This window comes from Serratia odorifera, assembly GCF_041448735.1.
Classification (GTDB): domain Bacteria; phylum Pseudomonadota; class Gammaproteobacteria; order Enterobacterales; family Enterobacteriaceae; genus Serratia_F; species Serratia_F odorifera.
The window spans coordinates 110,341-122,801 of record NZ_JBGMUT010000004.1; the positions used below are offsets into that span (position 1 = coordinate 110,341).

Below are 12,461 nucleotides of genomic sequence, written 5' to 3' on the forward strand. Positions count from 1 at the left end.
AGGATATGCAATGAGAAGAATTAAAGCTTTTAGTGTATTAATAATGGGATTGTTTTTAGCAAGCGGTTCGGTATTATCAGCCGACATCACTATTTATCACACTAACGACTTACACGCTAATGTACTTCCTTTTAAAGCCCCCTATGTCAGTAAAGATAAAAAAGTCGGGGGGTTCGCCAATATCGCCAGCATTGTCAAACAGGCCAAAGCCAAAGATGATGGCGTCTTCTTGTTTGATGCCGGAGATTTTTTTACCGGGCCGTATATCAGCACGCTAACGCAGGGGGAAGCCATCATTGATATAATGAATCAAATGTCGTTTGATGCCGTGTCCATCGGTAATCATGAGTTTGATCATGGCGTACCCAATATGATTGAGCAGTTGAGCAAAGCCACTTTTCCGGTGCTATTAGGTAATCTGTTTTATGAGAACAGTGATAAACCGGTGTGGGATAAACCATGGGTTATTTTGGAAAAAGCCGGCATCAAGGTTGGCGTGATTGGCCTGCATGGCAAATTCGCTTTCTACGATACGGTAAATAAGAATATGCGCGCTGGCGTAGAGATGCGCGACGAAGTGGAATACCTCAATAAGTATCTTGGGCAGATTCGCGACAAGGTGGACGTTACCGTATTATTAATCCATGAAGGCGTACCGGCGCGGCAATCCAGTTTTGGTTCGGCAGACGTAACCCGGTTGTTAAGCAAGGATATTGAACTGGCAAAGCAGGTGCAGGGATTGGACGTTCTTATTACCGGGCATGCGCACGTTGGCACGCCGGAACCGATCAAAGTCAATAATACCTTGATTGTTTCCACCGATGCCTATGGTATCGATCTGGGCAAATTGGTGTTGAATATTGACGATAAAACTAAAAAGATCGCTGGCTATCAAGGCAAGTTGATCAATATTTACGATGGTGACGTGGAGCCTGACCCGGCAACGGCGGCGAAGGTCGCGCTATGGACGGATAAGCTAAAGCAGATCACCCAGCAGAAAATCGGCAGCGCCAGCGCAGAGTTGACGCGCTCTTATGGAGAGTCTTCCGCCGCTGGCAATATGGTTGGCGATGCCTTTTTGGCCGCGGAACCACGGGCGCAGCTTGCCTTTGTCAACAGCGGCGGTTTGAGAAGTGAGCTTGCTCAAGGGGAAATCAAGTTGGGTGATATCATCACCATGTTCCCTTTCCCGGACGATTTAAGCTATATGGAAATCAACGGCAAACAGCTACGTTGGCTAATGAATCATGCGGCAAATCTGACCAATGGCATTCTGCAGGTCTCGAAAGGTATCGAGATGGAATACGATAGCCGCAAGCCGCTCAATCAGCGCATCGTCTCGCTAACGGTGCAGGGGCAGCCGCTCAAAGATGACGCCTGGTATCCGATTGTGGTGAATTCTTTCCTGGCGACCGGGGGAGATGGATTCAGCGCCTTTACCGAAGGGCGGAATATCAGGACGCTTCCCGGCAGCGGTGCGACAGCCGCGGTGGTGGACTATATCAAGTCGCAACCGGAGATCGTCCCCGATGAACACAAGCGCATCAAGGACCAGGCGCTGTAGCCAATCAGGGCTGGCGAGTTGACGTTATGCGGAAGGATTAAACCGTGATGAATGTCACGTAATGATGTTTTCTATTGCGTCTGGTTGTATATTTTTGTGATATGAATCGGTGCGGGTATCGTCCCGCTCCGTATAATCACACCCCGAAAACATTCATAAGCAACCCTGTGTTCCTCTTTGGCAGGGATGCATTACTTTATTCGCAACAGGGATACTTTACATGCAACTCATCATGAGCCTGGTCGGCATGGCGGCGCTGATCGCGATTGCGGTACTGCTCTCCAGCAACCGTCGCGCGATTAATCTGCGCACCGTTGCCTGGGCATTTGTTCTTCAGATAGCCATCGGCGCGCTGGTGCTGTATGTGCCGGTGGGGCGCGCGGTGCTCGGCGGCATGTCGGCCGGCGTGGCTAACGTGATCGCCTATGGCAATCAGGGCATTTCCTTTATTTTTGGCGGGCTGGTTTCCGACAAGATGTTCGAGGTGTTCGGCGGCGGCGGCTTTGTCTTCGCCCTGCGGGTATTGCCGGTGATCGTGTTCTTCTCCTCGCTGATTGCGGTGCTGTATTATCTGGGCATCATGCAACTGGTGATCCGCGTGCTCGGCGGCGGCCTGCAAAAACTGCTCGGCACCTCGCGCACCGAATCGCTGTCGGCAACCGCCAATATCTTTGTTGGCCAGACCGAAGCGCCGCTGGTGGTGCGTCCGTATATTGCCACCATGACCCAGTCTGAACTGTTTACCGTCATGTGTGGCGGCCTGGCCTCGGTGGCCGGTTCGGTGCTGGCAGGGTATGCGCAGATGGGCGTACCGCTGGAATACCTGATTGCCGCTTCGTTTATGGCTGCGCCAGGTGGCTTGCTGTTCGCCAAGCTGATGGTGCCGGAAACCGAGAAAACCCACGATAAAGACGATGCGATGAAGCTGATCGCTGAAGACGACCGTCCGGCCAACGTCATTGACGCGGCAGCGTCCGGTGCGGCGTCCGGTATGCAGTTGGCGTTGAACGTCGGTGCCATGCTGCTGGCGTTTATTGCGCTGATCGCCTTGCTGAACGGTATCCTTGGCGGTATCGGCGGCTGGTTCGACTATCCGCAACTGTCGCTGGAGCTGATTCTTGGCTGGATCTTCTCACCGATTGCTTTCCTGATCGGCGTGCCGTGGCATGAGGCGATGACCGCCGGTTCGTTTATCGGCCAGAAGATTATCGTCAACGAATTTGTGGCTTACATGAACTTCGGCGCCTATCTGCGCCCGGACGACGTGGTGGCTGCCGAAGGCTTGCAGGTGCTTTCTGCCCATACCAAAGCGATCATCTCGTTTGCGCTGTGCGGTTTTGCCAACCTGTCCTCGGTGGCGATCCTGTTGGGTGGTCTGGGCAGCATGGCGCCGAATCGTCGCCACGATATAGCGCGCTTTGGTCTGAAAGCGGTGGCGGCCGGTACGCTGTCTAACCTGATGAGCGCCACCATCGCCGGGTTCTTCCTGGCGCTTTAAGCTAAACTCTGTTACGGGCGTCCGGTTGGGCGCCCGTTATCCCGGCACGAATCCTTAGCGAATTTGTGAACGATATCGCGTTCTTTTGTGATGTTCTTCACATATAATTCCGGCCTGTTACAGTGTTATTTCATAGAATGTGAATCCGAACACGATTTTCCCCCAGGGAGCGTGTTCAAATAGCTATTACATCTGCGGTGAGAAGGATCTCAGTTGCCGCGAGGGGAATCATTGCCCCGCGCTATCTTCATGGAACCAAGTCCGCTCGCCAACGGCAAGATACTCAGTTGGAGAGTTTTATGACCGAATTAACCGCCGCAGCGCAACGTGCGCTGAATTTAATGGATTTAACCACGCTGAACGATGATGACACCGACGAGAAAGTGATCGCGCTGTGTCGTCAGGCCAACAGCCCGGCCGGCCATACCGCCGCCATATGCATCTATCCGCGCTTTATCCCGATTGCCCGCAAAACGCTGCGCGAACAAGGCACGCCGGACATTCGCATCGCCACCGTTACCAACTTCCCGCATGGCAATGACGACATCGACATTGCGCTGGCGGAAACCCGCGCGGCCATTGCCTATGGCGCCGATGAGGTTGACGTGGTGTTCCCGTACCGTGCGCTGATGGCCGGCAATGCCCAGGTCGGGTTTGATCTGGTCAAGCAGTGCAAGCAGGCCTGCGAGCAGGCAAAGGTGCTGTTGAAGGTGATTATTGAAACCGGCGAGCTGAAAGACGCCGGGCTGATCCGTCAGGCCAGCGAAATTGCCATCAACGCCGGAGCCGATTTTATTAAAACCTCGACCGGCAAAGTCCCGGTCAACGCCACGCTGGAAAGTGCCGAGCTGATGATGTCGGTGATCCGCGACATGGGCGTCGGCGCACGGGTCGGTTTCAAACCGGCCGGCGGGGTGCGCACCGCGCAAGACGCGCTGCATTATCTGCAACTTGCCGAGCGTATCATGGGCAAAGACTGGGCTGATGCGCGCCATTTCCGCTTCGGCGCCTCCAGCCTGCTGGCGAGCCTGCTGACGACGCTGGGCCATGACGGCCAGGTTTCCGCTGGCAGCTACTGATGACATTTTCCACCGTGGCAGGACTGCGGTGGTTGTGATGACCCTACACTCACGCAGGGGGATGCTGTGTTCCTGGCTCAAGAGATAATACGTAAAAAACGCGATGGACAACCGTTGAGCGAAGAGGAAATTCGTTTCTTCATCAATGGCGTTCGTGACAACGCGGTGTCTGAAGGGCAAATCGCCGCGTTGGCGATGACCATCTATTTCCACGACATGAGCATGGCGGAGCGCGTTGCGCTGACCATGGCGATGCGCGATTCCGGCACGGTGCTGGACTGGAACAGCCTGTCGTTGAACGGGCCGATCGTCGACAAACACTCCACCGGCGGCGTGGGCGACGTCACGTCGCTGATGCTCGGTCCGATGGTGGCGGCCTGCGGCGGCTACGTGCCGATGATTTCCGGTCGCGGCCTCGGTCATACCGGCGGCACCCTGGATAAACTGGAAGCCATTCCCGGTTTCAATATTTTCCCGGATGACAACGCGTTTCGCAAAATCATTAAGGACGTCGGTGTGGCGATTATCGGCCAGACCAGCTCGCTGGCTCCAGCGGATAAACGGTTCTATGCCACCCGCGACATCACCGCCACCGTGGATTCGATTCCACTGATTACCGCCTCAATCCTCGCCAAGAAACTGGCGGAAGGTCTGGACGCGTTGGTGATGGACGTCAAGGTCGGCTCTGGCGCCTTTATGCCGACCTACGCGCTGTCAGAGGATTTGGCGCAGGCGATCGTTGGCGTGGCCAACGGCGCCGGTTGCAAAACCACCGCGCTGCTGACCGACATGAATCAGGTACTGGCTTCCAGCGCTGGCAATGCGGTTGAGGTCCGTGAGGCGGTACGCTTCCTGACCGGTGAATACCGTAATCCGCGCCTGCTGGACGTGACGATGGCACTGTGCGTGGAAATGCTGCTGTCTGGCGGTTTGGCGCGCGACGACGCCGATGCGCGTGCCAAGTTGCACGCGGTGCTGGACAACGGCAAAGCGGCAGACATCTTCGGCCGCATGGTCGCGGCGCAGCAGGGGCCGAGCGATTTCGTCGAGCGTTACGACCACTACCTGCCGGTTGCCATGATGAGCAAGCCGGTGTATGCCGACCAGCCGGGTATCGTTACCGCCATGGACACGCGTGCGTTGGGCATGGCGGTAGTGACGTTGGGCGGCGGGCGTCGCCGGGCAAGCGACAGCATCGATTACAGCGTTGGCCTGACCGATATGGCGCGTCTGGGCGACAGCGTCGATACCCAGCGCCCGCTGGCGGTGATCCATGCCAACGACGAAGAGAGCTGGCAGCAGGCGGCTGACGCGGTGCGCAGCGCGATGACGCTGGGTACTACGGCTGCAGAAACCACGCCGGTGGTATACCAGCGCATTACGGCCTGACGTCGGCTTTCTATATTGAATTGATGGCAACCGCTCATCTTAGTGGTTGCTGGATATACCCAACGGATTTCGCACCGCGGCTAGAGGGCAAGGGCGGGCAGCAACGGAACTTGTTCGGTAACTGACCGGGGTGACAAATCGGCCACCGCGACCACGTAAGGGCAAGACCCAGCGATGGGGCGAGTAACGCGCAGCCAACAACGTCGTAGCGCGAAAGACAATGGGTATCACGCAGGAGAACAGCATGAAACGTACGTTTATTATGGTTTTGGATTCATTCGGTATCGGCGCGAGCGAAGATGCTGAACGTTTTGGCGACAAAGGCTCTGATACGCTCGGCCACATTGCCGCCGCCTGTGCGCGCGGTGAAGCCAATACCGGCCGTAATGGCCCGTTGACCCTGCCAAACCTGAGCCGTCTCGGCCTGGGCAAAGCGGCGCAGGAATCCACCGGCAGCTTCCCGCAGGGGCTGGATGAAAACGCCGATATCATCGGTGCTTACGGCTATGCCAGCGAACTGTCTTCCGGTAAGGACACGCCGTCAGGCCACTGGGAAATTGCCGGCGTGCCGGTACTGTTCGACTGGGGTTATTTCAGTGATGAACACAACAGTTTCCCGCAGGAACTGCTGGATAAACTGGTCGAACGCGCCAATCTGCCAGGTTACCTTGGCAACTGCCATTCGTCCGGCACGGTGATCCTCGATCAGCTTGGTGAAGAGCACATGAAGAGCGGCAAGCCCATCTTCTATACTTCGGCGGATTCGGTGTTCCAGATTGCCTGCCATGAAGAGACCTTTGGCCTGGAGCGGTTGTACCAGCTGTGCGAGATCGCCCGCGAAGAACTGACCGAAGGCGGCTACAATATTGGCCGGGTGATCGCGCGGCCGTTCATCGGCGATAAGCCGGGCAACTTCCAGCGTACCGGCAACCGTCACGATCTGGCGGTCGAGCCGCCGGCGCCTACCGTGCTGAAAAAGCTGGTGGATGAGAAAGGCGGGGAAGTGGTGTCGATCGGTAAAATTGCCGATATCTACGCCAACGTCGGCATCACCAAAAAGGTGAAGGCCACCGGCATCGATGCGCTGTTTGACGCCACGGTAAGCGAAATGGAAAAAGCCGGCGACAACACCATTGTGTTTACCAACTTTGTCGATTTCGACTCTTCTTACGGTCACCGCCGTGACGTGGCGGGCTATGCCGCCGCGCTGGAGCTGTTCGATCGCCGCCTGCCGGAGCTGCTGAAGCTGGTGAAAGATGACGATATGATTATCTTCACCGCCGATCACGGTTGTGACCCGACCTGGAGCGGTACCGACCACACCCGTGAGCACATTCCGGTGCTGGTGTACGGCCCGAAAATCCAGCCAGGTTCGCTGGGCCACCGCGCAACCTTCGCCGATATCGGCCAGACCGTTGCCAACTATTTTGGCCTGTCGCCGATGGAATACGGCAAACCGATGTTCTAAATACCTGTTGGCGTCGGGTGACTGCCCGGCGCATTTTTATTCATGACGATGATTTGAAGGAAAATAATTATGGCAACGCCGCATATTAACGCTGAGATGGGTGACTTCGCTGACGTAGTACTGATGCCGGGCGATCCACTGCGTGCGAAATATATCGCCGAAACCTTCCTGGAAGGCGCGGTGGAAGTCAATAACGTGCGTGGCATGCTGGGCTTCACCGGCACTTACAAGGGCCGCAAAATCTCGGTAATGGGCCATGGCATGGGGATCCCGTCCTGCTCCATCTATGCGCGTGAACTGATCGCGGAATTCGGCGTGAAGAAAATCATCCGCGTGGGATCGTGCGGCGCGGTGCGTGACGATGTCAAACTGCGTGACGTGGTGATCGGTATGGGGGCCTGTACCGACTCCAAGGTCAACCGCATGCGCTTCAAGGATCACGACTACGCGGCAATTGCCGATTTCGATATGGTACGCAACGCGGTAGACGCGGCGGCGGCGCAGGGCATCCCGGCACGCGTGGGCAACATCTTCTCGGCCGATCTGTTCTACACCCCGGATGCCGATATGTTCCAGGTCATGAAGAAGTACGGCATTCTGGGCGTGGAAATGGAAGCTGCCGGCATCTACGGCGTGGCGGCGGAGCTGTATGAAGAGTTTGGTTGCAAGGCGCTGACCATCTGTACCGTTTCTGACCATATCCTGCGTCACGAAGCGACCACCGCGGCGGAACGCCAGACTACCTTTAACGATATGATCGTCATCGCGCTGGAAGCCGTGCTGCTGGGCGACAAAGCGTAAGTTGGCGTAGCGGCGGTCGACACCGCCGCCATGAAAAATGCCGGTCAGTTAATCCTGACCGGCATTTTTGCATTCTATCGCTGCTGAACCGCCGCGTTATCCGCCGTCGGTTTTATTCGGCTTGTCGTCCGGCGCGTCTTCTACGCTGCTGCCTTCTTCCAGCGGGTTGTTGGCGGTGAGCAGATAAGGCGACTGCTGCCAACGACTGCGTCGCCCTTGCAACAGGGTGCGCGCCAGAATAATGCCGATGGCCAGTGCCAGCAGGATCATCAGCCGCAGCAGGTTGGTGGTGTTGTCGACCTGTTTGGATTCGGTGGCCAGCACGTGAGTATCCAGCGTGACGCGCAGAAAGCCGAGCGGGCCATCCTTGCTCTGGATCATGGCGACCAATTGATGGTTGAAATAGCTGCCGGCGCGCTTGCCGTCGAGCGACAGCCGATCGCGCACGCTGATGTTTTCGCCGGCATGGGCCACCAGCGAACCGTCTAACTGATAGACGCCGGCGTCAAGGATACGGCTGTGATCGGTCAGCTGTTGCAGTATCGCATCGATACGTTGGTTGTCGACGTCGCTGTCGTCGTCGAGCAGCGGTGCCAGGCTGAAGGCGACCTGCTTGGTCAGGGTTTGCGCCAGCTCTTCCACCTGTTCTGAACGCGCCAATTGATGACTGAGGCTAAAATAGGACGCACCCTGCATCAACAATACCAGCAGCGCCAGGCAAATCAGTATGATAGCCGTGCGATGCAGGCGGAATTTAAGTTTAGCTTTAGCCATGCGGCTTCCTTGGGATCAGGGACACTTTATGTTGCCAGAACCAACTACGATAGGATAGCTTGATGCGTCGTTTTTCTACTGGTGCCCCCTGCAGGAGTTAATAATGTCGAATAGTCTGACCTATTGCGATCTCCCGGCCGAGATCTCTCAATGGCCGGGTCTTCCGCTTTCGCTGAGCGGTGACGAAGTGATGCCGCTGGATTATCGGGCGGGCCACACCGGTTGGCTACTGTATGGCAGACAGCTGGACAAGGATCGCATCACCCAATTTCAGCGCAAGCTGGGCGCGGCAATGGTCATTGTCACCGCCTGGTGCGTAGAGGACTATCAGGTGGTACGTCTGGCGGGCAGCCTGACGCCGCGCGCCAAAACGCTGGCGGCGGAAAACGGCCTCGACGTCGCGCCGCTCGGCAAGATACCGCATCTGCGTTCCCCGGGCCTGCTGGTGATGGATATGGACTCCACGGCGATCGAGATTGAATGTATCGATGAAATCGCCAAACTGGCCGGCGTGGGCGAGCAGGTCTCGGCGGTAACCGAACGCGCGATGCGCGGTGAACTGGACTTCACCGCCAGTCTGCGTCAACGCGTTGGCACGCTGAAGGGTGCCGATGCCAATATTCTTAAACAGGTGCTGGAAACGTTGCCGTTGATGCCCGGCCTCACCAGTCTGGTGCGTAAATTGCAGGCGCTAGACTGGCATGTCGCCATTGCTTCTGGCGGCTTCACCTATTATGCCGAACACCTGCGCGACAAGCTGAAGCTGACGGCGGTGGTGGCCAACGAGCTGGAAATCCGTGACGGCAAGCTTACCGGCGAAGTGCTGGGGCCGATCGTGGATGCGCAACACAAGGCGGATACCTTGCTGCGGTTGGCGGAAAAACTGCAGATCCCGCTACAGCAAACCGTGGCTATCGGTGACGGTGCCAACGACGTGAAAATGATGCAGGCGGCCGGTCTGGGCATCGCCTACCACGCCAAGCCGAAAGTGTATGACAAAGCCCAGGTGGCGATTCGCCATGCCGATTTGATGGGCGTATTATGCGTGCTCAGCGGCAGTTTGAAGCGCGAAGTGCGTTAAACCGCAGCAGCGCCGCTCGACGGGCCGGCGCAGCATCAGCAATCAGCATTCTCAAAGAGGTAATACGTGGCAAAAGCAGCAAAACGGGCGTTCGTATGTAATGAGTGCGGTGCGGATTATCCACGCTGGCAGGGGCAATGCAGCGCGTGTCACGCCTGGAATACCATTACGGAAGTTCGTCTGGCTGCGGCGTCTTCTTCGACACGCACCGAGCGTTTCAGCGGCTATGCCGGTGAAACCGGCGTCAGCAAGGTACAGCGACTGTCCGACATCAGTCTGGAAGAGCTACCGCGTTTTTCGACCGGTTTTCTGGAATTTGACCGGGTACTGGGCGGCGGCGTGGTGCCGGGCAGCGCCATTCTGATCGGCGGCAGCCCCGGCGCGGGGAAAAGTACGCTGTTGCTGCAAACGCTGTGCAAACTGTCTGAACAGATGAAAACGTTGTATGTCACCGGTGAAGAGTCGTTGCAGCAGGTGGCGATGCGCGCGCATCGCCTGGCCTTGCCGACCGACAATCTGAATATGCTATCGGAAACCAGCATCGAACAGATTTGCCTGATCGCCGAACAGGAACAGCCACGACTGATGGTGATTGACTCCATCCAGGTGATGCACATGGCGGATATCCAGTCTTCGCCGGGCAGCGTGGCGCAGGTGCGCGAAACCGCGGCTTACCTGACGCGCTTCGCCAAGACGCGCGGCGTGGCCATCGTGATGGTGGGGCACGTCACCAAAGACGGCTCGCTGGCCGGGCCGAAGGTGCTGGAACACTGCATCGACTGTTCGATTTTGCTCGATGGCGATGCCGATTCGCGCTTCCGTACGCTGCGCAGCCACAAAAACCGTTTTGGCGCAGTGAACGAACTTGGTGTGTTTGCCATGACCGAACAGGGATTACGCGAAGTTAGCAACCCGTCGGCGATTTTCCTTAGCCGTGGCGAAGTCACCTCCGGCAGTTCGGTGATGGTGGTGTGGGAAGGTACCCGGCCGCTGCTGGTGGAGATCCAGGCGCTGGTGGATCATTCGATGATGTCCAACCCGCGTCGGGTGGCGGTCGGGCTGGAACAGAACCGACTGGCGATCCTGCTGGCGGTGCTGCACCGCCACGGCGGGTTGCAGATGGCGGATCAGGATGTGTTCGTTAACGTGGTCGGTGGCGTGAAGGTAACGGAAACCAGCGCCGATTTGGCGTTGCTGATGTCGCTGGTGTCCAGTTTACGCGATCGGCCGTTGCCGCAGGATCTGGTGGTGTTTGGCGAGGTGGGACTGGCCGGTGAGATCCGCCCGGTGCCGAGCGGCCAGGAGCGGATTTCCGAGGCGGCCAAGCACGGTTTCAAGCGCGCCATCGTGCCACATGCCAACGTGCCGAAAAAAATGCCGCCGAATATGCAGGTATTCGGCGTGAAGAAACTGGCGGACGCGCTGGCGGTGCTGGACGAGTTTTAATCTGCCATGGTTCGGCGAAATTATGCTATTTTGTTTAGCATATTAAACGGGAGGCGGTATGCCGCAATTTGATTACCTGAAAGCAGCGATCAAGCAAAAAGGCTGCACCCTGCAACAGGTGGCTGATGCCAGCAGCATGACCAAAGGCTATCTAAGCCAATTGCTCAACGACAAAATCAAAAGCCCGAGCGCGCAGAAACTGGAGGCGTTGCACCGTTATCTGGGGCTGGAATTCCCACGTCGGGTAAAAACGGTGGGGGTGGTGTTTGGTAAATTTTACCCACTGCATACCGGTCACATCTACCTGATCCAGCGCGCCTGCAGCCAGGTGGATGAGCTGCACGTCATTCTGTGCTACGACGAACCGCGCGACCGCGAGCTGTTCGAAAACAGTTCGATGTCGCAGCAACCGACGGTCAGCGACCGACTGCGCTGGCTGCTGCAAACCTTCAAGTACCAAAAGAACATCCGCATTCATGCGTTTGACGAACAGGGCATCGAGCCGTATCCGCACGGCTGGGGCGTGTGGAGCAACGGTATGAAGCAGTTTATGGATCAGCAGGGCATTGTGCCGAGTTTTATCTATTCCAGCGAAACGCAGGACGCACCGCGTTATCGCGAGTATCTTGATACCGAAACCATTCTGATCGATCCTCAGCGCTCATTTATGAACATCAGCGGCCGGCAGATTCGCCAGGATCCGTTCCGCTATTGGGAATATATTCCGACCGAGGTGAAGCCGTTTTTCGTGCGTACCGTGGCGATACTCGGCGGCGAGTCGAGCGGAAAATCGACTCTGGTCAACAAGTTGGCCAATATTTTCAATACCACCAGCGCCTGGGAGTATGGTCGCGATTACGTGTTTTCCCACCTGGGCGGCGATGAGATGGCGCTGCAATACTCCGACTACGACAAGATTGCGCTCGGCCAGGCTCAGTACGTTGATTTTGCGGTGAAATATGCCAACAAAGTGGCGTTTATCGATACCGATTTCGTCACTACCCAGGCGTTTTGCAAAAAATACGAGGGGCGCGAGCACCCGTTTGTTCAGGCGCTGATTGACGAATACCGTTTCGATTTGGTGATCCTGTTGGAAAACAACACGCCGTGGGTAGCCGACGGCTTGCGCAGTCTGGGGGCGCCGACCGACCGCAAGGCGTTCCAGCATCTGCTCGAAGAGATGCTGCACGCCAATAATATTGACTATGTGCACGTCGAATCCAGCGATTACGAAGAACGTTTCCTGCGTTGCGTCGAGCTGGTGCAACAACTGCTGGCCGCCGATGCCGAGCGCCTGCTGGCCTATTAGCCGCGCGCCGGGCGTAGCGGGTTAGCGTAAGTTGCCGTCTGGCTAACAGAAA

General features: G+C 57.0%; 10 protein-coding genes. 9 read left to right on the forward strand and 1 reads right to left on the reverse strand.

All coding sequences use genetic code 11. The features are described 5' to 3' along the window. The first annotated feature begins 43 nt into the window (after window positions 1-43). From ACCC84_RS13065 to deoD, 6 genes are all read left to right on the forward strand, one after another. Window positions 44-1,564, forward strand: a complete 1,521-nt coding sequence (locus ACCC84_RS13065; RefSeq protein ID WP_004955542.1) for a bifunctional metallophosphatase/5'-nucleotidase — start codon at window positions 44-46, stop codon at window positions 1,562-1,564. 220 nt (window positions 1,565-1,784) lie between these two features. Further along, window positions 1,785-3,062 (forward strand): NupC/NupG family nucleoside CNT transporter, encoded by a 1,278-nt coding sequence (locus tag ACCC84_RS13070; RefSeq protein ID WP_233092303.1) that lies wholly within the window; start codon window positions 1,785-1,787, stop codon window positions 3,060-3,062. Window positions 3,063-3,361: 299 nt separating this feature from the next. Beyond that, window positions 3,362-4,141 (forward strand): deoxyribose-phosphate aldolase, encoded by a 780-nt coding sequence (gene deoC, locus ACCC84_RS13075; RefSeq protein ID WP_198773253.1) that lies wholly within the window; start codon window positions 3,362-3,364, stop codon window positions 4,139-4,141. 66 nt (window positions 4,142-4,207) lie between these two features. Next, on the forward strand, window positions 4,208-5,530 hold the full coding sequence (deoA, locus tag ACCC84_RS13080; protein WP_004955536.1) for a thymidine phosphorylase: 1,323 nt from the start codon (window positions 4,208-4,210) through the stop codon (window positions 5,528-5,530). Between the two features lie 244 nt (window positions 5,531-5,774). Next, window positions 5,775-6,998, forward strand: a complete 1,224-nt coding sequence (gene deoB / locus ACCC84_RS13085) for a phosphopentomutase (protein WP_039991196.1) — start codon at window positions 5,775-5,777, stop codon at window positions 6,996-6,998. 69 nt (window positions 6,999-7,067) lie between these two features. Next, on the forward strand, window positions 7,068-7,799 hold the full coding sequence (gene deoD, locus ACCC84_RS13090; protein WP_004955532.1) for a purine-nucleoside phosphorylase: 732 nt from the start codon (window positions 7,068-7,070) through the stop codon (window positions 7,797-7,799). Window positions 7,800-7,895: 96 nt separating this feature from the next. Here deoD and ACCC84_RS13095 read toward each other — a convergent pair whose 3' ends face one another. Then, the gene (locus ACCC84_RS13095) at window positions 7,896-8,573 is read right to left on the reverse strand and encodes a YtjB family periplasmic protein (protein WP_004955530.1); all 678 of its coding nucleotides are present in this window, start codon (window positions 8,571-8,573) and stop codon (window positions 7,896-7,898) included. A 103-nt stretch (window positions 8,574-8,676) separates the two neighbouring features. Here ACCC84_RS13095 and serB point away from each other — a divergent pair, with 103 nt between their 5' ends. The 3 genes from serB to nadR all read left to right on the forward strand — a co-directional run bounded on the left by serB (window position 8,677) and on the right by nadR (window position 12,409). Then, window positions 8,677-9,654 (forward strand): phosphoserine phosphatase, encoded by a 978-nt coding sequence (gene serB, locus ACCC84_RS13100; RefSeq protein WP_198773255.1) that lies wholly within the window; start codon window positions 8,677-8,679, stop codon window positions 9,652-9,654. A 66-nt stretch (window positions 9,655-9,720) separates the two neighbouring features. Next, window positions 9,721-11,100, forward strand: a complete 1,380-nt coding sequence (radA, locus tag ACCC84_RS13105) for a DNA repair protein RadA (protein ID WP_198773256.1) — start codon at window positions 9,721-9,723, stop codon at window positions 11,098-11,100. A gap of 58 nt (window positions 11,101-11,158) precedes the next feature. Continuing rightward, window positions 11,159-12,409, forward strand: a complete 1,251-nt coding sequence (nadR, locus tag ACCC84_RS13110) for a multifunctional transcriptional regulator/nicotinamide-nucleotide adenylyltransferase/ribosylnicotinamide kinase NadR (protein WP_004955524.1) — start codon at window positions 11,159-11,161, stop codon at window positions 12,407-12,409. Window positions 12,410-12,461: the final 52 nt, after the last annotated feature.